Raw genomic sequence first — 26,293 nt, 5'->3', positions numbered from 1 at the left:
GGAGGCAGGGCATGAAGAACCGTCCCAAGGGCGGTCTGGGTCGAGGGCTGGGTGCGCTCATCCCCACCGGACCGGCGGTGACCGGAGCGCTCGATCCGGCCGCCGGAACCCCGGCGGTGCCCGCCAACCTGCCGCCCTCCCCCGCTGCGACACCGCAGGACGCCGCGCAGCTGAGCCCGGTGCCCGGAGCCCGCTTCGCCGAGATCCCGGTGGACGCGATCGTCCCGAACCCGAAGCAGCCGCGACAGGTCTTCGACGAGGACGCGCTGGAGGAGCTGAAGGTCTCGATCCAGGAGGTCGGCTTCCTCCAGCCGATCGTCGTCCGCCAGCTCGACGGCGAGAAGTTCGAACTGGTCATGGGTGAGCGGCGCTGGCGCGCCGCCCAGGCGGTCGGCCGGGACAACATTCCGGCGATCGTGCGGGACACCCGCGACGACGCCATGCTCCGGGACGCCCTGCTGGAGAACATCCACCGCGCCAACCTGAACCCGCTGGAGGAGGCCGCCGCGTACCAGCAACTGCTGGACGAGTTCGGCGCCACCCACGAGGAGCTGGCCCGGCGGATCGGCCGCAGCCGGCCGCAAATCTCGAACACCATCCGGCTGCTGAACCTTCCGGCCCAGGTGCAACGGCGGGTCGCCGCCGGGGTGCTCTCGGCCGGGCACGCCCGGGCGCTGCTGAGTTTCGATGACGCGGAGGCGCAGGAGCAGCTCGCGCTCCGGATCGTTGCCGAGGGCCTGTCCGTCCGTGCGACCGAGGAGATCGTCGCGCTGTCGCTCAGCGAGGGCACCGGCCGGAAGGAATCGCCGAAGCGCCGCCCGAAGCCGCACGCGCCCGCGCTGTCGGATCTCGCTGACCGGCTCTCCGACCGGTTCGACACCCGCGTGAAGGTGGACATCGGCCGGAGCAAGGGCAAGATCACCATCGAGTTCGCCACGGTCGACGACCTTGAACGGATCGTCGGCATCATCGGAGTCGAGCGGGACGAGCCCACGTCCTGATCGTGCCGAGGCTGATCGGCCGCGTGCGTCCATCTGGACCACGCGGCCGAGTTGTCTCGAGGGCACGGCGACGAGCGAGCCGAGCTGCGCCGAGGCCGGGCACTTGGTCACGCGCCGCGGCTCGACGTGCGAGGGTTCGAGCCGCGTCCCTCAGCTACCTGGAGCGAAGCGAGCGGTCTTCTCGCGGGATAGCTCAACCTCGGCAATGATCCGCATGCGGTTTCACGTGGAACCGGCGGCCCTTCGTTTCACGTGAAACAGGGCGACCGCGAGCCCCCTCCGGTCCGGGACATGCACGCCGGCCTGCGAACCCCAGGCCCGGGATCGCCCACACGCCGGCTGCTCGGTGCTCGACTCGAACTCGCTGCCCGACGCAGTCTGGTTGCGCCTCGGCCCGTCCCGGAAAGTCGACCGCCTGGCCGTTGCGGAGCAGATCTCGCTCGGGGTGACTGGCTGGCTCGAACGTCGGCGGGAGACCGGGTCGCCGGTGCCAGTAAGACGTGCTGCCCCAGAACCCGCCATCCTCACCGCACATGCCCTAGGCGGACTCCTGCCGGCTCAGGGCTGTACCGACCTAGTGCGGGCGCGTCCACTCTCGGCTGGCCGCCCAACCTCGGCGCGGGCTGTGGCCGTCGAGCCCGGGGTGGGGCTGTGGTCGCCGAGCCCCCGGGGGGTGGGCTGTGGTCCCCCAACCCGGGGCTCGACCGGGCCGCCTAGCCCCGACGGTCAGGATCTTCCGGAGGAGGGGCGGCGCTCCCAGCCGTCCGGTCGCCACCCAGCCGCGTTCCGCTCGGGTCCGAGCCAGTCCCGTTCCGCTCGGGTCCGAGCCAGTCCCGCACCGACCCTCCGCTCAGCGGAGTCCTTGCCGCTAATCGGGTTGCCGCATCCGGTCCAGTCCGCGCGGTCCGGTTCGACCTAAGCTCCTCGCCGGGAGCCGGGAGCCGGGAGCCGGGAGCCGGGAGCCGGGAGCCGGGAGCCGGGAGCCGGGAGCCGGGAGCCGGGAGCCGGGAGCCGGGGAGCCGGGAGCCGCGAGCCGGGGAGCCGGGGACCCGGGGACCCGGGGACCCGGAGCCGGAGCCGGAGCCGGAGTCCCCGAGCCCGAGCCGATCATGGTGACGTCGCGGGTGTGGCCCAACCCGAGCCCTCGCCTGAGCCCTCGCGCGCCGCCCTTCGCCAATCACGACGGTCTGGGCCGATACTGCCGGCCGGCGATGTTGGTTCGGCCCGGCACTGGCGCTGGGCCGAGTTCCCCCGACGTCGGGGCCAGTTCCCTGCGCGACCCGTTCCGTTCGCGCCGGCCCGGTAGTCGGACCGGCCTAGGGGTCGGGCCGACCCCGGTGTCCGAGCGGACCCCGGTGTCCGGGCCGGTCCTCGAACCTGCCGCACACGGACGTGCCGGCTCTGAATCAGCGGCTCCAAGCCCGGCCGGCGCTGGACGCGGTCCCGCCTGGCCTTCGTTCGGCTTGACCGCCCCTCCCGGCCGGAACCCGCGGCCCGCTCCGGCTCAGCCCAGCCACGGGCCGCACCCAGCCACGGGCCGCACCCAGCCACGGGCCGCACCCAGCCACGGGCCGCACCCAGCCACGGGCCGCACCCAGCCACGGGCCGCACCCAGCCACGGGCCGCACCCAGCCACGGGCCGATCGCGCGCCACTCGTCGAGCCCGGCGTCGCCGCCGGCCGACCTGGGCTCGACTTCCGGCAATCGAGGCGACCCAGCCGGGACGACCTCCGGCAGCCATGCGGTGCCACCCGCAGACCCTCTTCGGCCGACCACCACGACCAGCCGGTCGACGGCCGCCTCCAGGCCCGTCGCCCCATCCCTCGGCGTTATCCACAGACGTTGTCCACAGGGCGCCTCTGTTTCACGTGAAACAGCGCCCGGATTCCCTTGCTGAGCTGTGGATGACGGTGTGTCGTCAACGTCTGCGCGGCCTGTGGATATCTCTGGGGATAACGTCCAGCAGCGGTGGGCCCGTGTCCGGGAGAGGTGAGAACGGGTAGGGACAGCGGTGCCGGAAAGGGCTAGGGTCAGCCTCGTGCACGACACCCCTCCCTCACCTCCGGACTTCACCCAGTGGCCGTCCTTCCCCTTCGAAGGCGAGCTCCGCGTCAAGCAGCTCGATGATCCGGTCCCGGACGAGCCGCCCCGCCGGGGCGAAGGCCATCGGGAGTGCACCGCCTGCAGTGCTCCCGACGAGGCGTACATCTGGGTGGGCGAACGCTGGCGGGTACGCGCGATGGACCGGCCGACCGGTCTCCCGATGGTGCTGATCCTCGAATGTCGCTCACATCTGGACCTCGGTGATCTCCCGAACCTGCTCGCCGCCGAGCTGGGGGTGATGACGGTCCGACTCGAACGCGCCATCCGGTCCCTCGACGGGGTGGCCCGGGTGCACGTCAACCGCTGGGGCGACGGCTCAGCGCACCTTCACCTGTGGTTCCTCGCTCGGCCGCGCGGTCAGCTCCAACTCCGCGGAACATTCCTCCCGCTGTGGGACTCGATCCTGCCTCCGATCCCCGAGTCCACGTGGCGCGAGAACCTTGCCCTGGTCGCCGCATGGCTCGCCGAGTTCGGCGGGCGTCCACTGGCCGAACCGCCCCGGATCCAGTGGCAGGCACCAGCCAGCTTCAGCGAGTCGGTGACCGCGCCCGCCGAAGAGGAGGCCGGTGCCTCGGTGATCGACGCCGTCGAGGAGATTCCGGCGGACGAGGGGTCGGTCGACGACGGAGGGCCGGCCGGCGACGAGGGGTCGGGTAGCGACGGCAGGCCGGCGGCCGACGACGCGACGGCCGCGAACACCGACGGTCCGACGCGGGAGGCAGCTGCGGCGCCGGCGAGAACCGTGCCGCCCGCGAGGGGATCGGCCGCGGGGGCGGCACCCAGTGGCGACGCGTCAACGCCGGCCAGCAGGGTGGCAGCGGCGGCGCCCGGCGACAGCGCGACAGCGGCGGCGACGGACGGCAGCGCGGCAGCGGCGCGGACGGTTGCCACGCCGGCGGCTCAGCGGACGGCAGCGGGCTCGGCGGCCTCGGCGACGGGGTCCCGGTCGGCCACGGACGGGGTGGCCGCCAGCGAGGCCGGTGCCGAGCCAGCTGGTGAGCCCCGGTGAGCGCCGACTGGCCCGGCCGTCGGACTGGCCCGGCCCGTCGGACCGCCCCGCCGTCCAACGGACCTGACGGCGCGACCGGGGACGACCGGCGCTGACGAGGCGCCGGCGCGCCGGCTGACGGCCCGGCCTGGGAAGCCGGCGGGCAACCTCCCGGATCCGGGGAGTGTCGCGTCAGTTGCCGCGGGCGGCGGCACGGGCGACCAGCGTGCCCAGCACCCGGCCGAAGTCGAGACCGGCGGCCTGGACGGCGAGTGGCAGCAGCGAGGTCTCGGTCATGCCGGGCGCGACGTTCACCTCGAGCACGTGCGGACGGCCGTCCGGGTCGACGATCAGATCCACCCGGCTGAGGTCGCGCAGCCCCAGGGCGCGGTGGGCGGCGATGGCTACCTCGGCGACCAGCTCGGCCACCTCGCTGGTCAGCCGGGCCGGGGTGTGCCAGGTGGTGCGGCCCGCGGTGTACCGGGCGGCGTAGTCGTACACGCCGTTGCGCGGAACGATCTCCACTGCCGGTAGGGCCTGTGGCCCCTCGCCGAGGTCGACCACCGACACGGCCACGTCCATGCCCGGGACGTAGCGCTCGACGAGCGCGGTCGAGTCGTACGCGAAACACCCCACCATCGCCGCCGGCAGGGCCGCATCGTCCCGGACCACGGCGGCGCCGAGACCCGAACCGCCCTGCGCGGGCTTCACCATGAGGGGGAGTCCCAGCCGGTCCACGATGCGGTCCAGCACCGCCACCGCGCCGAGCTCGGAGAAGCGGTCGTGGGGCAGCGCCACCCAGTCGGGCGTGGAGATGCCGGCCTCCCGCAGCACCGCCTTGGCGGACGGCTTGTCCCAGGCGAGGCGGGAGGCGCGGGCGTCGCAGCCGACGTAGGGGACGTCGCACAGGTCCAGCACGCCGCGCAGCGAGCCGTCCTCACCCGTGGCCCCGTGCAGCGCGATGACAACCGCGTCGGGCGGGTCGGCGGTGAGCGACGGCAGCAGGGCGACGTCGGCGTCGCGCTGCTCCGCGTCGACGCCGACCGCGCGCAGGGCGTCCAGCACCCGGCGACCGGACCGTAGGGAGACGTCCCGCTCGTAGGACAGGCCGCCGGCGAGCACCAGCACGCGGAGGTCGGTCAGGGCGGAGGGATCGGCAGCGGTCGTACGCATGCCGGAATCATGCCAAGTCAGGTCCCGGCGTGTCCGAGCCGGCCTGGCCCCGCCGCGAACCGGGGCGACGGACGGCGCCGAACACCCGGCGCATGGCGATGTCCTGCTCCATGACGCCGGCCAGCCGCCGGACGCCCTCCCGGATCCGCTCCGGAGACGGGAACGAGAAGTTGAGCCGCATGGTGCCGGTGCCGGTGCCGTCGGCGTAGAAGCCGGTGCCGGGCACGTAGGCGACCCGGGCGGCGATGGCGCGGGGCATCATCGCCTTCGAGTCCAACCCGTCGGGCAGGGTCGCCCAGACGAAGAGGCCGCCGTCCGGCCGGGTCCATGTCGTGCCGTCCGGCATCAGGTCCGCCAGGGCGTCGAGCATGGCGTCCCGCCGCTCGCGGTAGACCTCCCGGTAGACCTTGAGCTGCTCCCGCCACGGCATCGTCCCGAGGTAGGTCGACACGGCCGCCTGCGCGTAGCCGCTGGGGCAGAGGATCTGCGCCTCGCTGGCGATCACCAGCTTGTCCCGCACGGCGTGCGGCGCGAGGATCCAGCCCACCCGGAGCCCGGGGGCGAAGGTCTTGGAGAACGTGCTCAGGTAGAAGACCCCGTCCCGGCGGCGGGCGCGCAGCGGGGCCGGCGCGTCGCCGGAGAAGCCGAGCTGACCGTACGGGTCGTCCTCCACCACGAGCAGGCCGGCGCGCTCGCAGATGTCGAGCACCCGCTCCCGCCGCTCCTCGGTCAGCGTCACGCCGGTCGGGTTCTGGTAGGTGGGGATGGTGTAGAGGAACTTCACCCGGCGCCCGGCCCGCGCCTGCTCGGCGATGGCCGCCTCCAGCGCCTCGGGGATCAGCCCGTCGTCGTCCATCGGCACGTGCACGACCTGTGCCTGGGCAGCCTGGAACACCCCGAGCGCCCCGACGTACGTCGGGCCCTCGGCGAGCACCACGTCGCCCGGGTCGAGGAAGAGTCGCGCGACCAGGTCGAGCGCCTGCTGACCGCCGACGGTGACCACGACGTCGTCCGGGGAAGCGCCGCAGGCGGCGTCGATGCCGGAGAGCGCCATCACCTCGCAGATCCGCTCACGCAGCTCCAGGGTGCCCTGGCCGATGCCGTACTGGAGGGTGGTGACGCCGTGGTCGGCGCCGAGCCGACCGAGCATGTCGCCGACCGCGTCCAGGGGAAGGGCGGCGATGTACGGCGCGCCGCCGGCGAGCGAGACCACCTCCGGCCGGCTGGCCACCGCGAAGAGCGCCCGGATCTCCGAGGCGGTCATGCCCCGGACCCGACGGGCGTACCGGTCGGTGTAGTCGTCGAGCGTCGTGCCGGTCATGCCATCACCTCGATGCGTGCTCGGGTGCCTCCCCCGCCCCGGGCGTACCCGGGACACCGGCGACCATGGCGACTCGGGGCGCCGGATGTCGATCCTAGTCGGCCGCCACCAGCAGCGTCGCCGACCGGACGGCCAGGTCCACATCCCGGACGGCCCGGTCACCCACACGGTGCCCGTTCGCGCGTCCCCTCCCGCGCCGTCCGTACCCGGCGTACGATCGCTCGTCGGGGGCAGGGAAGGCGGCGGGGCCGCTCCGTGCCGATCTCACCTCCGAGCCTAATGTGGGGATGCGCCAATGTCGCGACGTCTGGTCAGCTTGACCCTGGACACCCTGGAGGACCTGCCCCGCCCCTGCCGGCAGTGTGTCTACTGGGAGCTCGACCCGGTCTCTGCCGACCGGGCCTGCGCCGCCGGTGACCCGGGGCTGGAGAAGGAGGCGTGGGTCTCGCAGACCTTGCTGGAGTGGGGGTCCTGCGGCAAGCTGGTGTACGTCGACGGCATGCCGGCCGGCTACGTGATGTACGCCCCGCCGGCGTACGTGCCCCGCTCGATGGCCTTCCCCACCTCGCCGGTGTCGCCGGACGCGGCGTTGTTGATGACGGCGAAGGTGGTGCCCGCGTTCGCCGGGGGCGGTCTGGGGCGGATGCTGGTGCAGGGCGTCGCCCGGGACCTCACCAAGCGCGGGATCAAGGCCATCGAGGCGTTCGGTGACGCGAAGTTCGGCGACGGCGACGACCCGACGCGGGCCTGCGTGGCGCCGGCCGACTTCTTCCTCTCGGTGGGCTTCAAGACGGTCCGCCCCCATCCGCGCTTCCCCCGCCTGCGGTTGGAGCTGCGCACGGCGTTGAGCTGGAAGTCCGACGTCGAGTACGCGCTGGAGAAGCTGCTCGGCTCGATGAGCCCGGAGACCCTGCTCCGGCCGGTCCGCCCAGCCCCGGCGACCCGGTCGACGGCTGGCTGAGGCCCGGTCGCTCGCCACCGCGGCTCAGTCGACCACCGTCCCGGCGGCCACCACCGCCCGCAGCTCGCTCACGTCGATCGACCCGGTCGGGACGTCCCGCTCGACCGGGTAGTACATCCGCTGGACGGCCGCGACGATCGCCTCCACCACCCGGTCCCGGAACCGGGGGTCGACCAGCCGGGCGCGGTCACCCGGCGAGGTCAGGTAGCCCACCTCGACGCGGACGGCCGGCATCCGGGTGAGCCGCAGGAGGTCCCACGCCTTCGCGTGCGTACGGCAGTCCCGCAGCCCGGTCCGCGCGACGATCTCCCGCTGCACCAGGCCGGCCAACCGCTCCCCGGTGGCGGAGGTGACGCCGTTGTCGGTGCCGTAGTGGTACGTCGCCACCCCCTCGGCCGCCGGGTTGGCGTGTCCGTCGAGGTGCAGCGAGATGAACACGTCCGCGCCGAGCGAGTTGGCCAGGCCCGCGCGGTCGACGTCGGGCGGGCACTCCCGCTGCGCCGGACCCCGGGTGAGCTGGACCCGCACTCCGGCCGCCGCGAGCCGCCCTTCGAGGCGGCTGGCGAGGTCGTGGACGAGGTCGGCCTCGGTCCAGCGCAGCGCGCCGTCGGGCACCACCACCCCGGGGTCGGTGCCGCCGTGGCCGGGGTCGACGACCACGGTCCGCCCGACCAGGGTGGGCCCGGACTGCCGGATGGCGTCGGACTCGCGCAGCCACTGCGGGCGCCCTCCGACGACCTTGCGGCCGAGCCGGCGCAGCGCGTTCATGGTGTGGGGGCCGCAGGTGCCGTCCGGGGTCAGCCCCACCTCCCGTTGGAACTGGGCGACCGCCCGGGACGTCCGTACGCCGTAGATGGCGTCGGCCCGGCCCACGTCGTACCCCATCTCCAGCAGTCGCTCCTGGAGTGACCGGACGTCCTCGCCGGTGATTGGCTCAGGCACGGCGTGGTAGAGGGTGCGGGCGCCGAGCCGCCAGCGGGCCGCGTCGAGCGCCCGCCAGGTCTCCGCGCCCACCCGGCCGTCGACGCTCAGCCCCCGCGACTGCTGGAACGCCCGTACGGCCCGCTCGGTGTGGGCGTCGAACTCGTCGGCGTCCGGCGCCGACGGGGCGAGCAGGTCGAGGCCGGCCAGCACCGTACGGATCTCGGTGACCGCCGGTCCACGGTCACCGGGTCGGATCGGACGCACGCTCGACCCCCTCTGCACGGACGCTGGCTGGCCGGGCGGCCCGGAGCGGCTGTCGTGACCCGCGCCGGCTGGACTCCGCCTCGCTCGCCCGGGGCCACCCGACAGCCCTCTGAGGTTGAGGTTAGGCGCTCGCCGGGCCCGAGGTGCGGCGCGCCGGGAAAAAGACGCGACCCCGCATCCGGCGGCACCGGATGCGGGGTCGAGGTGCGTCCGCGCTGGTCAGAGCGCTGACTGGATGAGCTTCACCAGCTCGCCCTTGGGCTTGGCGCCGGCGATCGACTGCACCGGCTCCCCGTTCTTGAACACCGTGAGGGTCGGCACCGACATGACCCGGTAAGTGCGGGCCGTCTCCGGGTTCTCGTCGATGTTGACCTTGACGATGGTGACCTGGTCACCCATCTCGCCGGCGATCTCCTCGAGCAGCGGCGACACCTTCCGGCACGGTCCGCACCACTCGGCCCAGAAGTCCACCAGAACCGGCTTGTCGGACTTGAGCACGTCCGTGGCGAAGCTGGCGTCGGTGACCGACTTGGTTGCTCCCACTACGACCCTCCTCGGGGATGTGTTCGGTTGTTCAGCCCTGGATCGTGGCGATGAAGCGCTCGGCGTCCAGGGCGGCGGCGCAGCCCGTGCCGGCGGCGGTGATCGCCTGCCGGTAGGTGTGGTCGACCAGGTCGCCGGCGGCGAACACGCCGGGGATGCTGGTCCGGGTGCTGGGGGCCTCCACCTTGACGTACCCCTCGCCGTCCAGCTCCACCTGGCCCCGGAAGAGCTCGCTGCGGGGGTCGTGGCCGATGGCCACGAAGACGCCGGTCACGTCGAGCACCTTGGTCTCGCCGGTGTGCACGTTGCGCACGCGGACGCCGGAGACCTTGCCGTCGGCGCCGAGGATCTCCTCGACGACGGTGTTCCACTCGACCTTGATCTTGTCGTTGCCCAGCGCGCGCGCAGCCATGATCTTGCTGGCCCGGAACGCGTCCCGGCGGTGGATGATCGTGACCGACTCGGCGAACCGGGTCAGGAAGCTGGCCTCCTCCATGGCCGAGTCACCGCCGCCGACCACCACGATGTGCTGGTTGCGGAAGAAGAAGCCGTCGCAGGTGGCGCAGGAGGAGACGCCGTGGCCGAGGTACTCCTGCTCGCCGGGCACGCCCAGCGGCCGCCACGCGGAGCCGGTGGCGAGGATGACGGCCTTGGCCCGGTAGGCGGTCTCGCCCACCCAGACGGTGCTCACCGCGTCCGACCCGATCTCACCGGTGTCCTTGAGCTCGACCCGGGTGGCGTCGTCGGTCAGGAACTCAGCGCCGAACCGCTCGGCCTGCTTGCGCATGTTGTCCATCAGCTCGGGGCCGAGGATGCCGTCGGCGAAACCCGGGAAGTTCTCCACCTCGGTGGTGGTCATCAGCGCACCGCCGGACTGCACGCCCTCGATGACCAGCGGATTGAGGTTGGCGCGCGCGGCGTAGACCGCCGCGGTGTACCCGGCCGGCCCGGAGCCGATGATGATCAGGTTGCGGACCTCGTCCACTGCCGTCTCCCGATTGTGTGTGTTCGCCATCGACGCGCGCACCGATGCCGATCCGGTGCCGGCGCCCTCAGCCAGTGCCGGCAGCTGATGTGCAGAACGTCATCGACGAACCGGGGATTCCCGAGCCGGTCATCCGGTGGGTCACGTCACGTCGCGGGACATCGCCCCTGCGATCGTGGTCTCACCCTACCCGCGTCCGGTACCGGTTGTCCGAGCCGGACCCGGGCACGCCGCACTCGGGACCGCTCACCCAGGCCCACCGGGTGCCGGTGGCGTCGGTGAAGCGCACCACCAGCGCCGGAAGGCCCTGGAAGCGGGCGTAGTCGACCAGGTCGACCACCAGTGGACCGTTGCCGTGCTCGGCGCCGATCTCGCTGAGGCAGGCCGTGAGGGCACCGGGGTCGTGGAGCCGGTCGAGCCCGATCGGTCCGGCCACCCGGCCGCCCTCCTGGTCCCGGCTGCTCTGGACCAGCGGGCCGTCACTGGCGAAGGCCCGTGCCGGCGCGGCGGCCAGCTCCTCCGGCGTGTAGTTCCGACCGCTGCGCAGCGGGGGTGCGGCGGTGCGCAGCGGCTGGCCGACGGCCGGAGCCGCCGCCTCGGAGCCCGCTCCGGTGACCGCGCTGTCGCCGGCCTGCCCGCCGTCGAGCTGGTCCAGGCCGAGGAGACCGACCGCGGTCACCGCAGCCGCGGCGAGCGCGACGGGGGCGCCGATCCGCGTCCAGCGCCGACGCCGCCGGCCGGGGCCGGCCGTCGCGGGCGAGCCCGGCCGGGGCACGCCGCCGGGTCGTCGCGGAGCGCCGTGCGGCTGGACCGGGACGACCGGCCCGGCCGGGGTGCGTGCCGTCTCGACCGGCCCACCCTCGCCGGCGGCGGCCAGCGCCGCGACGATCCGGTCGGTGACGTCCGCGGGCATCTCCTCCGCCGGGGCGCCCCAGGCGAGGAGGTCGGCACGCACGTCCGCGACCGCCGGAGCGAGGCGGGCGTACGCGCCGGCCCAGGCCGCGTCCTCCTCGACCAGGCGGCCGACCGTCACCTCGTCCGGGGTGCCGTCCAGCGCCCCGCCGACGTAGTCGGCGAGCAGGTCGTGGTCGACCTCCCGGAACCCCCCGGCCGTCACGAGTCCTCCTGGTGGCTGTCGCGCCGGGACCGCCCCGACACCGATCCGACGCCCCCGGCGGGCTGTGGGTTCCCCCGCGTGACGGCCGGCACGTTCCCGCCGGACCGCGGGGGCCCGGCCTCGGGCCTCGGACGGAGGTGCCCGAGCACCGTCGCCAACCGGGCCCGGCCGCGGGCGCACCGGCTCTTGACCGTCCCCTCGGCGACGCCGAGGATGCGGGCCGCCTCGGCGACCGGGTAGCCCTGCACGTCGACCAGGATCAGCGCGGCGCGCTGCTCGATCGGCAGCCCCGCCAGCGCCTCCCGGACGACGAGGGCGGTCTCGTGGTCGGGTGCGGGGACGGCCGGTTCCACGCCGCCGGTCGCTCCCTCGGCGTCCCGCACACCGTCCGGTAGCGGCACGGTCGGGTGCGCCTGCCGGCGCCGTACGCGGTCCAGGCAGGCGTTGACCACGATCCGGTGCAGCCAGGTGGTCACCGCCGAGTCGCCACGGAACCGCCCGGCGGCGCGGTGGGCGGACAGCAGCGCGTCCTGCAGCGCGTCGGCTGCCTCCTCGCGGTCACCGAGCGTGCGGAGCGCGACCGCCCACAGGCGGTCCCGGTGGCGGCGGAACAGCTCGGCGAACGCGTCCGGGTCACCCGCGACGTGGGCGCGCAGCAGGTCGAGGTCGGACGGCGCGGCGCCGGCCGGCGGGAGGTCGTCGCCCGCCGGCCGCCCGGTGGTCCCGTTCGTCGGCATCACCACGTCCGGCGGAGGCGGTGCCCGGAACGCGGCTGTCGGATCACGATCCCTGGACCGTGATCTCCTGGACACCGACCTTGTAGCCACCATCGTTGGCCGGCAGGTCGGTGAGCCAGAACAGCAGGTAGCGGTACTGCTTGTCGGGGTCGAAGCCGATGAAGGTCATCGTGGTGTCGGCGTCCTCGAAGGGCTGGCCGACCGGGTTCTTCGAGTACTCCTGGTAGAGCGCGTCGTCGCCCGCCTTCGAGGACGGGTGGTCGTTGGTGCCGGCGAACAGCCGGGCGGACGCCCCGCGGGCGGAGAGCTTGACCTGCAGCGACTTGACGGTGTGCGGCTCGCCGAGATCGATCCAGACCCCCATGCCCTTCTTGAAGTTGCCGAAGTTGGACCGGTTGTAGGTCTGGGTCTCCCAGCCGTCGTCCTCGCTGCCGTCGAAGACCTTCTCGGCGTCGCGGACCTCCTTGCGGTCCCCGGCGGGATCGTCAACGATCTTGGCGGCGCTGATCCTCAGCGGGCCGACTGCGGCGGCTGCCGGAGTCGCGTCCCCGGCCGAGGTGCTGGGGGTGGGGACGGCGGCCGAGTTCGGGCGCCGGTCGGAGTCGTCACCGTTGCCGAGGGCGCTGATGCCGACCAGCAGACCGACCAGCGCGACGGCCAGCAGGCCGGCGATCCCGATGGCGACCTTGCGCCCGCCCGCGGCGGCCAGCGGCGACGGCTCCTCCTCGGTCTCGGCGGCGAAGCGCAGCGGACCGGTGTTGTCCAGGAAGTGCTCGTCGGCCGGGACGTCCAGCCGGGCCAGCTCCGCCGCGAGCACGTCCGACGGCGGGGGCGTGATCTCGGTGTCCAGCAGGTCCATGGTGAGGTCGTCCAGGTACGCCGGAACACCGGCCCGGATCTGGCGCGGCGCGGCGAGCACCCCCTCCGCGTCCCGGAGGGCGTCGGGGATGGCCGCGCGGCCGTGGCCGGCGGTCGCGCCGCGCAGCGGGACCTCGGTGTGCGGCCAGTGGCCGGTCAGGGCGAAGTACAGGACGCCGCCGACGGCCCGGACGTCGCTCTCCTGGCTGTCGTCCCCGTCGGTGCGCGCGTCGGCCAGCACCACCCGACCGTCATCGCTGATCATGACCGTGCCGGGATGGACGTTGCCGTGCACCATCCCGGTGGCGTGCACCGCGGCCAGGGCGCTGGCGACCGCGTTGCCGACGGCGGTGGCACGGGCCGGGTCGAGCGGCTCCTCGGTCACGTGTTCGCGAAGCGACTGCCCGTCGACCCACTCGCGGACCACGTACGCCCGCTCGCCCTCGTCGATCGCGTCGTAGACGCCGACCAGATTGGGGTGGATGACCCGGCTGGCCGCGACGGCGGCCTGGAGCATCTCGGTCGCGGAGTCGCCACCGGGGTAGCGCAGCACCACCGCGACAGGACGGCGCAGCACGACGTCGACCCCGCGCCAGACCAGTCGGCCTGCGCTGTCGTTGTTGATGTGCTCGACGAGTTCGTACCGCTCGGCGAGGACCTCACCGGCCGTGGGAGCACCGAAGGTCATGACCGACGGAGCGCTCTCGTCCGCCTCCTGACCCTCGCCGACCTGGGTCACCCGTCCTCCCTCGGTGATCTTGTCGATCGATGGACCCGCGCTGCTGGGCATTGTGGCTTCCGCTCTGCTTTCCAGGAACCGGCCGACCGGTGTCGGCGCGCGAGCGCCGGCGCCTGCCGTACCCGTCGAGAGCGACCTTACCCGGGTTGGCCGGCTCCTCGACATGTCATCTTCCCGCCGCACCGGGAGAGGCTGCCGGCAGTCAGCGGACTTGTCCGCTTACGACCGTTGTCAGCCACGTTGCTTGCACATGTACTAGCCAATCTAGAGGTTGACCGCAAGTAGTCGTCGGAGGGGCCGGAACCGGAACAGACAGCCACGCCGACGGTTGGTAGTTCCCGCGCCACGGTCGGCCATGCTCGGCCTTCCGGCCGGTTATCCACAGGACCATCCGGTCGGTGAGCGCTGGAACCCGAAGTTATCCACAGCCGCATCCCCAGGCTGGTGATCCTCGTTCACTCAGCGTGCAGTCCATCCGGGCGGCGGCTCGTCCGACCGCCGGACCGTACGCTCAGCGACCGAGCCGGCGGCGCACCATCCCGACCACCTCGGTGATCTCCCCGATCCGCAGCAGCATGGCCAGCCCGAGGTACGCGCCGCCGATCACGGCCCCACCGATGAGCAACTGGACGGCCGCCGCGAGCCAGCCGAGACTCGCCGGTTCACCCGGCAGCAGGCTGACCACCAGGAGACCGACCAGGGCCGACCCGAGCGCGGCGACGAGCACCTTGCCCATCGTGCGCATGATCCCGCCCAACCCGATCCGCCCGACCCGGGGCCGCAGCAGCATGGCCGACAGGACCGCCGCCGCCACGTACGAGATCGCGTTGCCGAGCATCATGCCCGCCGCCGCGAAAGTGGCCGAGAAGGCGACGAAGAGCCCGATCTGGAGCAGCACCCGCAGCACCACCACCGGGATGTTGACCAGCGCCGGCGTGCGGGTGTCCGGCAGCGCGTAGAACGCGAAGGTGAACAGCTGGCTGATCGCGAAGGGCACCAGCCCCACCGCGGCGACCAGCAGCACCGTCGAGGTCGCCACCGCGTTGTCCCCGGTGAATGCGCCGTAGCGGAACACCACCACCGAGATCGGTGCGGCCAGCACGGCGTAGCAGACCGCGATCGGGGCGAGCACGGCCGTGACCATCCGGGTGCCCCGGGACAGGTCGGCGGTGAGGTCCCCGAACCGGCCGTCCGCCGCGGCCGCGCTCATCCGCGGCATCAGCGCGGTGATGATCGACACGGCGATGATCCCGTGCGCCATCATCAGCAGCAGGAACACGTTGTTGTAGATCAGCAGGCCGGCGTCGTCCTCCCCGGCCACGCGGGTGAGCAGGTTGACCACCACGAACAGGCCGAGCTGGTTGACCGCGACGTAGCAGAACATCCAGCCGCCGAGCCGGGCCAGCTCGCGCAGCCCGAGCTCGCGGAAGTCGAACCGCAGCTTCCACCGGAAACCGACCTTGCGCAGGGCCGGCAGCAGCCCGGCGGCCTGCACCGCGACACCCAGCAGCGTCCCCCCGCCGACCAGGAGGATCTGGCCCAGGCCCAGCTGGTCCGGCCGCAGGGCCTCCGCGCCGTAGACCACGATGTAGAGGCCGAACGTGCCGATGACCACCAGGTTGTTCAGGATCGGCGCCCACATCGGTGCCGCGAAGTGGCCCCGGGTGTTCAACACGGCGGCGATCAGGGCGCTGACGCCGGTGAAGAACAGCATCGGCAGCATCAGGTACGACAGGTCGGTGACCAGGCCCTGGTAGTCGTTGTCCTTGCCGCCGGCGTAGATGGCGGTGAGCGTCGACGCAAGGGCCAGGGCGGCCAGGACGGCGACGGCGAGCGCCACCACCGCCAGGGTGAGCAGGCGCTGCGCGTACGCCTCGCCGCGGTCCGGGTCGGCCTTGCGCCGCCGGACCAGCACCGGAACCAGCACGCTGGTCAGCACGCCGCCGAGCAGGAACTCGTACACCTGGTTCGGGAGGAACAGCGCGGTGGTGTACGCGTTGCCGACCAGGTTGCCCAGGGCGGCGCCGATCATCAGGTTGCGGATGAAGCCGGTGCCCCGGCTGACCAGGCTGCCGACGGCCATCACCATGCTGTTGGCCGCGGCGCTGCCCTCGGCCACCACCTCCTGGGGCGGTGCGACCGCCTCGGCCGCCGGCTGGTTGAGCGGCTCGGCGGCGATGAAGGCCCCGTCGTCGCCACCCTGCGCGTTCGCGCTGCGGTAGACCCGGCCGCTCATCCTTGTCGCCTCCAGGGGTACGTCGGAGCCCGCCACCGAGTCGGAGCCCGCCCACAGACCTTAGTCAACGGCCCGTCGTTACCCGCGCCCGCCGGACGGGATGCCCGCCCCGCCCGATAGGCTGGCCGTCCGATGTCCGACGCCGCCTCCGCACCGTACGCCGCCGACCGCCGCGAGCTCACCGCCGCGCAGCGCACCGCCGTAGCCGAACTGCTCCGGGTCTCGCCGGTCGCCGACGAACTGGGCCGCCGGTTCGCGACGGCCGGGCACGAATTGCACCTGGTCGGCGGTTCCGTCCGGGACGCCCTGCTTGGCCGGCTCGGCGAGGACCTGGACTTCTGCACCGACGCGCACCCCGACCAGACGCTGCGGATCGTCCGCGGCTGGGCGGAGTCGATCTGGGAGACCGGGCGCGAGTTCGGCACCATCGGCGTCCAGCGCGACGGCCTGCGCCTGGAGATCACGACGTTCCGGGCCGAGTCGTACGACCAGGTCAGCCGTAACCCCGTGGTCGAGTACGGCACGGATCTGACCGAGGACCTGCGCCGCCGGGACTTCACGATCAACGCGATGGCGGTGAGCCTGCCCGACCACCGGTTCACCGACCCGCACGGCGGCCTGGTCGACCTCGCCGCCCGGGTCATTCGCACGCCGGGCGCGCCGCACGAGTCGTTCGGCGACGACCCGTTGCGGATGCTGCGGGCGGCCCGGTTCGCCGCGCAGCTGCGGTTCGCGGTCCACCCCGACGTGCGGACGGCGATGACCCGGATGGCGGCCGACCTGGACCGGATCACCGCGGAGCGGATCCGGGACGAGTTCACCAAGCTGCTCTGCGGCGCCGACCCGGTGACCGGCCTGCGCCTGCTGGTCGACACCGGTCTGGCCGACCGGTTCCTGCCCGAGCTGGCCGGGCTGAAGCTGGAGATCGACGAGCACGCGCAGCACAAGGACGTGTACGAGCACACGCTGACCGTGGTGAGCAACGCGGTCTCGTACGAGGACGACGGCTGCGACTTCATCCTCCGGATGGCCGCGCTCATGCACGACGTCGGCAAGCCGGCCACGAAGGCGGTGGGCCCGGACGGCCGGGTCAGCTTCCACCACCACGAGGTGGTCGGCGCCCGGCTGACCAAGGCCCGGATGAAGGCGCTGCGCTACCCCAAGGACGTGACCGCCAAGGTCACCACGCTGGTCGCCCTGCACCTGCGGTTCTACGGGTACGGGCGGGGCGAGTGGACCGACTCGGCGGTCCGCCGGTACGTGGCCGACGCGGGCGACCTGCTGCCGCGGCTGCACAAGCTGACCCGCTCCGACTGCACCACCCGCAACCGGCGCAAGGCCGCTCAGCTCGCCGCCGACTACGACGCGCTGGAGGAGCGGATCGCCCGGATCGCCGCCGAGGAGGATCTGGCCCGGGTCCGCCCCGACCTGGACGGAAACGCGATCATGGAGCTGCTCGGCGTACCGCCGGGGCCGGTCGTCGGGCGCGCCTGGAAGCACCTCAAGGAGCTGCGGCTGGAGCGCGGCCCCCTGGAGCGGGCCGAGGCCGAGGCGGAGCTGCTGCGCTGGGCCCGGGAGCAGGGCCTGCGCGACTGAGCCGACGCGAAGGGCGCCGCCCCTCCGCGGGAGCGGCGCCCTTCGCCGTGGTCGGCGCTACTTCGCCTCGACCGCGGTGCCGTCCACCGCCGGCTTGCCGTTGCCGGCCGAGGACGCCGAGCCGAGCTTCGCCAGCAGACCGGCCAGGTCGATGCCGGTGAGGTCGGTGCCGAGCTGGAGGCCCTGGGCGACGTTGCCGGCGACCGACTTCGTCAGCGAGGACGCGCCGTCGGTCGAGATCACCGTCATCTTGTCGATCGCGCCGATCGGCGCGCTGGCCGCCTCGACGACCTGCGGGAGCACCTTGACCAGCAGGTCCAGGACGGCGGCCTCCCCGTACGCGGCGAACGCCTCCGCCTTGCGCGCCATCGCGTCGGCCTCGGCCTGCCCCCGGGCCAGGATGGCCGCGGCCTCGGCCTGGCCCTCCCGCTCGACGGCCTCGGCGATCGCCGAGCGCCGGCGCTGCTCGGCCTCGCCCTCCTTGGCGCCCTCGACAGCGTTCGCCTCGGCGAGCGCGGCGCGCCGGGCCCGCTCGCCCTCACCGGTGAGCCGTGCCTGCTCGGCGGCGGCCTGGGCGGCGGCGATGACCGCTTGGCGCTGGGCGTCGGCCTGGAGGACGGCGGCGTTGCGGGCGGCCTCGGCCTCCTGCTCGACCTTGTAGCGGGCCGCGTCGGCCGGCTTGCGCACCTCGGTGTCGAGCTGGCGCTGCTTGAGCTCGGCGTTGCGCTCGGCGACCTTCTGCTGCTCGGAGAGGATGGCCTGGTCGCGCTCGGCCTGGGCGAGCGGGCCGGCGGCCGCCGACTTCGCCTTCGCGGCGTCGATCTCGGCCTGGATGGCGGCCTGCTTGAGCGACAGGTTCCGGTTGGCCTCGGCGATCGCCTCCTCGGCCAGGAGCCGCTCCTGCTCGGCCGCCTGCCGGGCGCGCGCCTCGGCGATCGCCGCGTCCTTGAGCACCCGAGCGGCCTCGGGCCGGCCCAGGTCGGCCAGGTACGACCCCTCGGCCAGGATGTCCTGGAGCTGGAACGTGTCCAGCACCAGCCCCTGGTTGGTCATCGAGTGCTCGGCCTCCTCCGCCACCGCGCTGGCGAAGGCCGCCCGGTCCCGGATGACCTCCTCGATGGTGAGCCGGCCGACGATCGAGCGCAGCGCGCCGGCCAGCACCTCCCGGGTGAAGTTGTCGATCTCGTCCTGCTGGTGCAGGAAGCGCTGCGCGGCGGCCCGGATGGAGTCCTCGGTGCCACCGACCTTGACGATCGCCACGCCGTGCAGGTCGGCGCGGATGCCCTGCTTGCTGACCGCGCCCCGGATGCCGACGTCGATGCGGCGGCTGGACAGGTCGAGCGACTGGAGCTTCTGGACGACGGGCAGCACGAAGACCGAGGCGCCCAGCACGACCTTCTGCCCGGACATGTCGGTGGACCGGCTGCCGTCGGCGGTCTGCGTGGTGCGGCCCTTGCGGCCGGTGACGATGAACGCCTCGTTGGGCCCGGCGACCTTGATCCGGGAGAGCACGAAGAGGATGAGTACGAGAAAGAGGATCGCGGCGCCGGCGATGGCGATGACGAGGGGCATGAGGGCCGCCTTTCTGGCGTGGACGGATCCCGACGCGCCCGGGGCGCGTCGGTGGGGGTTGCTTGAGCGTCAGTAGGTCTCGACGTGCACGCTGGTGTCGCTGAGCGCCTCGACCACGAAGATCTGGGAGCCGGCCGGGATGGGCCGGTCGGCACGCGCGTTGAACTTCACCTGCGTGCCGGCGACGCGGACCCGGACCTCGCCGTACCCCTCGGCGGGGACCGGGGTGACGACCAGGCCGAGCGCGCCGACCACGTCGGCGCGGGTGGGTGTGGGATCGGTGGGCATGTCGCGGGCCGCCCGCCCGAGGCGGGACGCGACCCACGCGGTGGGGACGGCCGCGACGACGCCGCCGGCCACGGCCAGCGCCACCATCCCGGGGGTATGCCCGCCGAGCAGCTCGTTGACGACGGCGCCGCCGAAGCCGAACGCGCCGGCGAACCCGGCGACCGCCTCGGTCGAGACCGGACCGTCGAAATCCGGCTGACCGAGGTGGAGCAGCTCAACGCCGAGCAGCGCGAGCACCAGCACCGCGACGCCCACCGCGCCGACGATGAGGAAGATCAGAGTCCCCGTGGCCACGCCCGCCACGGTATCGACCATCCGCAACGTCGCGGCCGACCGGTACTCGGACGCCGGGCGCCGGGCGAACATTCGCCCCTGGCTCCGATCTAGCTGTTGACAAGATTGCGATCGGCGGGCATCTTTACGGTGACTAGATGGAGGTGTCCACATGTCCCCAGCGACGCAGACCACCGCCGGCATCCTGCTGGTCACGGTCGTGACCATCGCGTACGGCGGGCTGACCCTGCTCACCCACCTCGCCCGGCGCAAGACCGGCTACCTGGACAACCCGGTCCGCCGGGGGCTCTGGACCGCCGGGCACGCGCACGCCGGCGTGCTGGTCCTCTTCGCCCTGGTCGCCCTGCCCTACATCGACGCGGCGGATGTCTCGGACGGCACCGCCACGCTGCTGCGGACGCTGTTCGTCGCCGCGCCGATCCTGATGCCGCTCGGCTTCTTCCTCTCCGTCGTCCGCCCCCGCGACACGAAGCCCAACAAACTGATCTGGCTCACCGTCGCCGGCGGCGGCAGCCTGGTCGCCGGCACGCTGGTGCTCGGGGTGAACCTGCTGTGACGCCCGGCGTCGTACCGGCGGGGACAATGGGCGGATGCGCTGGACCGTGCTCGACTCCCCGATCGGCGAGTTCTCCGTGGCCACCGACGGCGACGCCGTCTGCGGGACGCACTTCGGGCGGGTCGAGTCCGCCGGCGACGAGCCGTTCGACGGCCTCGCGGCGCGGGCGGTCGCCGAGCTGCGGGCGTACTTCGCCGGCGAGCTGACCGCCTTCGCGGTGCCGGTGCGGGTCCCGCGCGGGTCGGAGTTCGAGCGGGCGGTATGGCGGGAGATGACCACCATCCCGTACGGGGAGACGCTCACCTACGGCGAGGTGGCCCGCCGCCTCGGCGACTCCTCGTCCGCGCGTGCCGTGGGAGTGGCGTGTAACCGCAACCCGGTGCCGGTGATCGTGCCCTGCCACCGGATCGTCGGGGCGGGCGGCAAGCTGGTCGGCTTCGGTGGCGGGCTCGACCGCAAGGTCAAGCTGCTGGAGTTGGAGGCGGGGGTCGCCCTGCGCCGCGCCTGGTCGGGATGAGGAGACAGCGAGGGCCGGGTCCGTGCGGACCCGGCCCTCGGCGGTGCTGGACGGCGCCTCAGCGCGTCAGCGCTCGACCTCGCCGGCGATGAACGCCTCGACGGCGGCGTGCGCGTCGTGGTCGGCGTACTGGACCGGCGGGGACTTCATGAAGTACGACGACGCCGACAGGATCGGGCCGCCGATCTTCCGGTCCAGCGCGATCTTCGCGGCGCGGACCGCGTCGATGATGACGCCGGCCGAGTTCGGCGAGTCCCACACCTCGAGCTTCAGCTCGGCGTTGAGCGGGGCGTCACCGAACGAGCGGCCCTCCAGGCGGATGTACGCCCACTTGCGGTCGTCCAGCCACGGCACGTGGTCCGACGGGCCGATGTGCACGTCGCTCTTGGCCATCTCGTGCGGCACCTGGGAGGTCACCGACTGGGTCTTCGAGATCTTCTTCGAGACCAGGCGGTTGCGCTCCAGCATGTTCATGAAGTCCATGTTGCCGCCGAAGTTGAGCTGGTACGTGCGCAGCAGCTCGACGCCGCGGTCCTCGAACAGCTTCGCCAGGGCGCGGTGCACGATGGTGGCGCCCACCTGGCTCTTGATGTCGTCGCCGACGATCGGCAGGCCGGCGTCCTCGAACTTCTTCGCCCACACCGGGTCGGAGGCGATGAAGACCGGCAGCGCGTTGACGAACGCGCAGCCGGCGTCGATCGCGGCCTGGGCGTAGAACTTGTCGGCCGCCTCCGAGCCCACCGGCAGGTAGGACACGACCACGTCGACCTCGGCGTCACGCAGCGCCTGGGCGACGTCGACCGGCTCGACGTCCGACTCCTCGATGATCTCGCGGTAGTACTGGCCGAGACCGTCGAAGGTCGGGCCGCGCTGCACGGTCACGCCGGTCGGCGGGACATCGCACAGCTTGATGGTGTTGTTCTCGCTGGCGACGATCGCCTCGGCGAGGTCCATGCCCACCTTCTTGGCGTCCACGTCGAACGCCGCGACGAACTTCACGTCCGAGACGTGGTAGTCGCCGAAGGTGACGTGCATGAGACCCGGGACGCGGTCGTTCGGATCGGCGTTCCGGTAGTACTCCACGCCCTGTACGAGGGACGAGGCGCAGTTCCCCACACCGACGATGGCGACGCGGACGGAGCCCATAGCGTCTGCCTCCTTCTTCTTCATCACGGCCGCTCTTTCCTGGACTCTCCAGGCGGAGGCGGGCTGTTGTCTTCGTGTCGGCCGCCGGCCGTCCCGGTGCCCGGGACCGTCGGGGCACGGCCGGAGCGCTCGTTGGCGATGAGCTCCTCCAGCCAGCGGACCTCACGCTCACAGGCCTCCAGGCCGTGGCGCTGCAGCTCCAGCGTGTACGCGTCGAGGCGCTCGGCGGCGCGGCCGAGCACGTCGCGGAGCCCTTCGCGACGCTCCTCTATCTTTCGGCGGCGACCCTCCAGGATGCGGAGTCGGGTCGCCTGGTCGGTCCGGGCGAAGAACGCGAAGTGCACCCCGAAGCCCGTGTCGTCGTACGTCTCGGGCCCGGCCTGTGCGATGAGCTGGGCGAAGCGTTCCTTGCCCTCCGCGGTGATTTTGTAGACCACCCGACCTCGTCGGCTGGTCAGCGCGGGAACCTCCTCGGCATCGGCAGGTGTCTCGGCGGCCTCGGTGATCCACCCTGCCGCCTGCAACCGGCGTAGCGTCGGGTAGAGCGAGCCGTAGCTGATCGCGGCCCGGATGGCGCCGAGCTTCGCGGTCAACTGCTTGCGCAGTTCGTAGCCGTGCATCGGGGCCTCCTGGAGGAGGCCGAGGATGGCGAGTTCGAGCATGGGCCATCCTTCCTTTACCCTGTGCACCGGGCGCTATTCGCTGCGATGTATCGGACCGATACATCGCACGCTAGCGGATCGCCATGGACGGAGCAAACCCCCGTTCCGGGGTTTCTCCGTCACGCTCGGTCACCATGGTCGCCGGGCCGGACGAGACCGCGTACCCTCTTCCGCATGCGTACGCAGCGCCAGGTGGTCGACTACTCGCTCCGGAAGCGAGCGGTGCTGCGTGACCTTCTCGCCGGGCGGGTCGGCACGTACGACGTGTGCGACGCATCGCCGTACCTGAAGAACGCGGCTCGCTTCCACGGTGAGCCCACGGACGAGCGGTGCCCGATCTGCCGGAGCGAGAACCTGACGCACGTGCACTACATTTACGGGGACGAACTCAAGCAGTCCGCCGGCCAGGCCCGGACACTGGCCGAGTTGCCGGTGCTGGCGATGACGCTGTGTGAGTTCCAGGTTTTCGTAGTGGAGGTGTGCCTCGGCTGCGACTGGAACCATCTCGTCGAGCAGTACCTGCTCGGGCGGGACGGGTTGGCCGAGGAAGGGCCGGAGCAGGGCGCGGTCGGTGGCGTGGCCGCCGCGGGCGCCCGGGCCGGGCGACGGAGGCGAGAGGCGCAACGGTGACACCAGCTCGATCGGCTGACTCCGGTTCGCGTGCGCACGCCCGGAGCGACCGACGGCTCGTTGGTCTGATTGGCCCGAAAGATTCGCAAGTGACACCGACCGTCCGGCGCGACCGCGCGGTGGCGGGTGTCCCAACTCACGGCAACCCGGTGGTGCGCAGCAGCGCTCCACCGCGACCGGCAGGGTGTGAGGAATGAACTCGTACGGCGATCCCAGTTCCCCGCATGGGCGGGCCCGGATTCCGGGCCAGCACGGCGACCCCGGGCCGGCCGACGACGCGTACCGCGCCAGGGGTGGTGAGGCGCGTGGCTGGTCGGCCGCATCGGAGGGTACGGCATCGGCGGGCCGCGCCTCGGTGTCCCCCCGGGGTGGCGCCTCCAACGGCCGGGCCTCCGTCGGCGGCTCGGCGTCCGTCCCCTCCCGGGGCAACTCCGGCTCGGCCTCGGTCGGCCGGCCCGGCCGCGCCTCGGTGCCGGTGTCGCCGGCACCGGCCGGGCGCGCGACCGTCGGTGCCGCCGCGGTCGGCGCGGCCTCGGTCGGCGCCGGCTCGGCCGGCCGTGCACGGGTCGGCTCGGCCGCCGTGGGTGGGCGCGCCTCGGTGGCGCGGGCCAGTGTCTCGCCGCTGTCCGGCGGCCCGGGCGGGCCGGGTGGACCAGGCGGGCCGGGCGGCCCCGGCGGCCCGGGCGGGTTCGGCCGTCCCGGTCGCGATCCGGACGCCATCGCCCGGGCGAAGAAGCGCAAACGGGTCAACCTGCTGATCGCCGCGTTCGCGGTGTTCATCATGCTCGCCGGTCTGGGCGTCGTCGGCTTCACCTACTACTCGACCAACGTGGTCCTGCCGGAGGACACGACCCCGCCGCAGGCCACCACGCTGTACGCGTACGACAACAAGACGCTGATCGCCAAGCTCGGCACCGAGGACCGCACCCTGGTCACCATCGACCAGATCCCGCAGCACGTGCAGGACGCGGTCGCCGCCGCCGAGGACCGCAACTTCTACAAGCACTCCGGCGTCGACTACAAGGGCATCGCCCGGGCCGCGTGGAACAACTTCACCGGCGGCGACAAGCAGGGCGCCTCGACGATCACCCAGCAGTACGCCCGCAACGCCTACGACAACCTGAAGGACGACACGTACGCCCGGAAGGTGAAGGAGGCGATCCTCGCCTCCAAGCTCAACGACAAGTACGACAAGCCGACGATCATGCAGCACTACCTGAATGTGATCTACTTCGGCCGGGGGGCGTACGGCATCGAGGCGGCGGCGCTGACCTACTTCGGCAAGTCGGCCAGCAAGCTCACCGTTGCCGAGGGCGCGGTGCTCGCGGCCCTCATCAAGCAGCCGGTGCCGAGCCCGACCCACAAGGGGTACGACCCGGCGGTCAACCCGGAAGAGGCGAAGGCCCGCTGGAACTACGTCATCCAGGGAATGATCCAGGAGGGCTGGCTCAACGCTCCCGGCCGGGAGGCGGCGCCGACCGAGTACCCCACGAACATCAAGGACCCGAAGAAGGCCGGCGCCGGGCTGGACTTCGGGATCGACACCCCGTACGGCAACGTGATCAACTACGTCAAGACGGAGATGCGGGAGAAGGGCGTCTGCGTCGCCAACGAGGCGGAGGTCACCGCCGAGAAGCCCACCTGCTCGGATGCCCTGATGTCCGGTGGGTACCGGATCCAGACCACGATCGACACCAAGGTCCAGGCGGCGGCGGTGCAGACCGCGCAGCGCAAGAGCAAGGGCTCCGAGCTCGCCGGCCAGCCGACGAACCTGATGGCCGCGATGGTCGCCATCGAGCCGTCGACCGGCCGGGTCAAGGGCTACTACGGCGGTGACAACGGCACCGGCACCGACTACGCCGGCAAGAACACCGACAGCAAGGGCAACCTCATCGGTGGCCACCCGCCGGGCTCGAGCTTCAAGATCTACACGTTGGCGGCAGCCCTCGAGCACGAAAAGTCCCTCGAGTCCCGGTGGAAGGGCAAGGCGTACAAGCCCGAGGGCGTCGAGTACACGGTCAGCAATGCGGGCACCAACAACCCGAGCTGCGGCAACTCCTGCACGCTGCGCGAGTCGACGCTGAAGTCGCTGAACGTGCCGTTCTACCACGTCAGCGAAGACATCGGCGCCGACAAGATCGTAGATGTGGCCAAGCGGGCCGGCATCACCACGATGTGGAACACCAACCCGTCCGAGGCGGTCGACCTGACCAAGGTGAAGGACGCGAAGGAGGTCGCGCCGGCGCCGTTCTTCCACCCGGTCGCCTACGGTCAGTACCCGATCACGGTGCTGGACCACGCCAACGGCGTCGCCACCTTCGCCAACGAGGGCAAGTACGTCAAGGCCCACTTCCTCTACCGGGTGTTCAAGCGGAACCAGCAGACCGGCAAGTGGGACAAGGTCGCCGACGAGGGAAGCGTCAAGGGCAAGCAGGTCATCAAGAGGGACGTCGTCGCCGATGTGACCAGCGTCCTGAAGGACTACCCGAGCCGGGTGGGCCACACATTGGAGGGCGGCCGTCAGGCGGCGTCCAAGACCGGCACCTGGGAGCTCAAGGAGGGCTCCAAGGAGAACGGCGACGCGTGGATGATCGGCTACACTCCGCAGCTCGCCACCGCCGTCTGGGTCGGCAACGTCAAGGACCGCAAGGCCCTCCGGATGAAGGGCAACAGGAAGGTCACCGGCTCTAGCCTCCCCGGGGACATCTGGGAGAAGTTCATGGAGCGTGCGCTCAAGGGGGAGGAAAAGGCGGAGTTCCCGCCGGCCGCCAACGTCGGTGACCCGAACTCCGGCAACGGTGAGGCCCCGCCGCCGCCGGAGCAGCCGCAGTGCCCGCCGCTCGACCTGTTCTGCCAGTTCGGTGGCGGCAACAACGGCGGCAACAACGGTGGCGGCAACAACGGCGGCGGAAATCCCGGCCCGGGCAACCCGGCCGAGCCGCCCCCGCCGAACCGCGACGATCGGGACGGGGTCGCGCCGACCCTGACACCGAGACGCGATTGACCGACCGACGCCGCCGGCGAGTAGAGCAGCCGCTCCGCTCACCGGCGGCGTCTTCGGGTACGACATGGCGGCTCGGGG

At 72.4% G+C, this 26,293-nt stretch carries 21 protein-coding genes; 8 read left to right on the top strand and 13 right to left on the bottom strand.

Going from position 1 to position 26,293, the window contains the following annotated elements; all coding sequences use genetic code 11:
* The first annotated feature begins 11 nt into the window (after positions 1 to 11).
* Together EV376_RS05135 and EV376_RS05130 are read left to right on the top strand one after the other, a co-directional pair.
* Positions 12 to 1,001, top strand: a complete 990-nt coding sequence (locus EV376_RS05135; RefSeq protein ID WP_130320999.1) for a ParB/RepB/Spo0J family partition protein — start codon at positions 12 to 14, stop codon at positions 999 to 1,001.
* Positions 1,002 to 3,264: 2,263 nt separating this feature from the next.
* Positions 3,265 to 4,113, top strand: a complete 849-nt coding sequence (locus EV376_RS05130) for a hypothetical protein (protein ID WP_486482865.1) — start codon at positions 3,265 to 3,267, stop codon at positions 4,111 to 4,113.
* 171 nt (positions 4,114 to 4,284) lie between these two features.
* Here the strand turns inward: EV376_RS05130 and EV376_RS05125 are convergent, their stop codons facing one another.
* Entirely contained in the window at positions 4,285 to 5,265 is a 981-nt protein-coding gene (locus tag EV376_RS05125; RefSeq protein ID WP_130320997.1) for a D-alanine--D-alanine ligase, read from the bottom strand.
* A gap of 7 nt (positions 5,266 to 5,272) precedes the next feature.
* Complete coding sequence (locus tag EV376_RS05120) at positions 5,273 to 6,586, bottom strand: aminotransferase-like domain-containing protein (protein ID WP_130320996.1); 1,314 nt, start codon at positions 6,584 to 6,586, stop codon at positions 5,273 to 5,275.
* 295 nt (positions 6,587 to 6,881) lie between these two features.
* Here EV376_RS05120 and EV376_RS05115 point away from each other — a divergent pair, with 295 nt between their 5' ends.
* On the top strand, positions 6,882 to 7,547 hold the full coding sequence (locus tag EV376_RS05115) for a GNAT family N-acetyltransferase (RefSeq protein WP_130320995.1): 666 nt from the start codon (positions 6,882 to 6,884) through the stop codon (positions 7,545 to 7,547).
* A 24-nt stretch (positions 7,548 to 7,571) separates the two neighbouring features.
* Here the strand turns inward: EV376_RS05115 and EV376_RS05110 are convergent, their stop codons facing one another.
* From EV376_RS05110 to murJ, 7 genes are all read right to left on the bottom strand, one after another.
* Positions 7,572 to 8,735: an N-acetylmuramoyl-L-alanine amidase gene (locus EV376_RS05110; RefSeq protein ID WP_130320994.1), complete on the bottom strand. Its 1,164-nt coding sequence runs from the start codon at positions 8,733 to 8,735 to the stop codon at positions 7,572 to 7,574.
* A gap of 219 nt (positions 8,736 to 8,954) precedes the next feature.
* On the bottom strand, positions 8,955 to 9,278 hold the full coding sequence (gene trxA / locus EV376_RS05105; protein WP_130320993.1) for a thioredoxin: 324 nt from the start codon (positions 9,276 to 9,278) through the stop codon (positions 8,955 to 8,957).
* A 31-nt stretch (positions 9,279 to 9,309) separates the two neighbouring features.
* Positions 9,310 to 10,263, bottom strand: a complete 954-nt coding sequence (gene trxB / locus EV376_RS05100) for a thioredoxin-disulfide reductase (RefSeq protein WP_130320992.1) — start codon at positions 10,261 to 10,263, stop codon at positions 9,310 to 9,312.
* Positions 10,264 to 10,444: 181 nt separating this feature from the next.
* Positions 10,445 to 11,380, bottom strand: a complete 936-nt coding sequence (locus EV376_RS05095; RefSeq protein ID WP_130320991.1) for a hypothetical protein — start codon at positions 11,378 to 11,380, stop codon at positions 10,445 to 10,447.
* Entirely contained in the window at positions 11,377 to 12,117 is a 741-nt protein-coding gene (gene sigM / locus EV376_RS05090) for an RNA polymerase sigma factor SigM (protein WP_130320990.1), read from the bottom strand. The genes EV376_RS05095 and sigM overlap by 4 nt, the downstream gene beginning before the upstream one ends.
* Positions 12,118 to 12,160: 43 nt before the next feature.
* The gene (locus tag EV376_RS05085; protein ID WP_130320989.1) at positions 12,161 to 13,765 is read right to left on the bottom strand and encodes a protein kinase family protein; all 1,605 of its coding nucleotides are present in this window, start codon (positions 13,763 to 13,765) and stop codon (positions 12,161 to 12,163) included.
* 460 nt (positions 13,766 to 14,225) lie between these two features.
* Positions 14,226 to 15,950, bottom strand: coding sequence for a murein biosynthesis integral membrane protein MurJ (gene murJ, locus EV376_RS05080; protein WP_130320988.1), 1,725 nt, complete (start codon positions 15,948 to 15,950; stop codon positions 14,226 to 14,228).
* Between the two features lie 132 nt (positions 15,951 to 16,082).
* Here murJ and EV376_RS05075 point away from each other — a divergent pair, with 132 nt between their 5' ends.
* Positions 16,083 to 17,546 carry a CCA tRNA nucleotidyltransferase gene (locus EV376_RS05075; protein ID WP_130320987.1) on the top strand — a complete coding sequence of 488 codons (1,464 nt, stop codon included), beginning with the start codon at positions 16,083 to 16,085 and terminating at the stop codon, positions 17,544 to 17,546.
* Positions 17,547 to 17,603: 57 nt separating this feature from the next.
* On the opposite strand, the gene EV376_RS05070 is transcribed toward EV376_RS05075, so the two are convergent.
* Positions 17,604 to 19,118, bottom strand: a complete 1,515-nt coding sequence (locus EV376_RS05070) for a flotillin family protein (RefSeq protein WP_130320986.1) — start codon at positions 19,116 to 19,118, stop codon at positions 17,604 to 17,606.
* A gap of 69 nt (positions 19,119 to 19,187) precedes the next feature.
* The gene (locus EV376_RS05065) at positions 19,188 to 19,721 is read right to left on the bottom strand and encodes a hypothetical protein (RefSeq protein WP_130328526.1); all 534 of its coding nucleotides are present in this window, start codon (positions 19,719 to 19,721) and stop codon (positions 19,188 to 19,190) included.
* A gap of 130 nt (positions 19,722 to 19,851) precedes the next feature.
* On the opposite strand from EV376_RS05065, the gene EV376_RS05060 reads away from it, so the two are divergent.
* Entirely contained in the window at positions 19,852 to 20,256 is a 405-nt protein-coding gene (locus EV376_RS05060; protein ID WP_130320985.1) for a hypothetical protein, read from the top strand.
* 34 nt (positions 20,257 to 20,290) lie between these two features.
* Complete coding sequence (locus tag EV376_RS05055; protein ID WP_130320984.1) at positions 20,291 to 20,773, top strand: methylated-DNA--[protein]-cysteine S-methyltransferase; 483 nt, start codon at positions 20,291 to 20,293, stop codon at positions 20,771 to 20,773.
* Between the two features lie 66 nt (positions 20,774 to 20,839).
* Here EV376_RS05055 and EV376_RS05050 read toward each other — a convergent pair whose 3' ends face one another.
* The gene (locus EV376_RS05050; RefSeq protein ID WP_130320983.1) at positions 20,840 to 21,919 is read right to left on the bottom strand and encodes an inositol-3-phosphate synthase; all 1,080 of its coding nucleotides are present in this window, start codon (positions 21,917 to 21,919) and stop codon (positions 20,840 to 20,842) included.
* Between the two features lie 23 nt (positions 21,920 to 21,942).
* Positions 21,943 to 22,581, bottom strand: coding sequence for a PadR family transcriptional regulator (locus tag EV376_RS05045; protein WP_130320982.1), 639 nt, complete (start codon positions 22,579 to 22,581; stop codon positions 21,943 to 21,945).
* 174 nt (positions 22,582 to 22,755) lie between these two features.
* Between EV376_RS05045 and EV376_RS05040 the strand changes: the two genes are divergently transcribed.
* Positions 22,756 to 23,211 (top strand): DUF5318 domain-containing protein, encoded by a 456-nt coding sequence (locus EV376_RS05040; RefSeq protein ID WP_130320981.1) that lies wholly within the window; start codon positions 22,756 to 22,758, stop codon positions 23,209 to 23,211.
* Between the two features lie 193 nt (positions 23,212 to 23,404).
* Positions 23,405 to 26,215 (top strand): transglycosylase domain-containing protein, encoded by a 2,811-nt coding sequence (locus EV376_RS05035; RefSeq protein WP_130320980.1) that lies wholly within the window; start codon positions 23,405 to 23,407, stop codon positions 26,213 to 26,215.
* Positions 26,216 to 26,293: the final 78 nt, after the last annotated feature.

Source organism: Micromonospora sp. CNZ295 (assembly GCF_004217535.1).
Note: the sequence above shows the minus strand (reverse complement) of the source record. Positions and strands in the feature narration are given on the sequence as shown.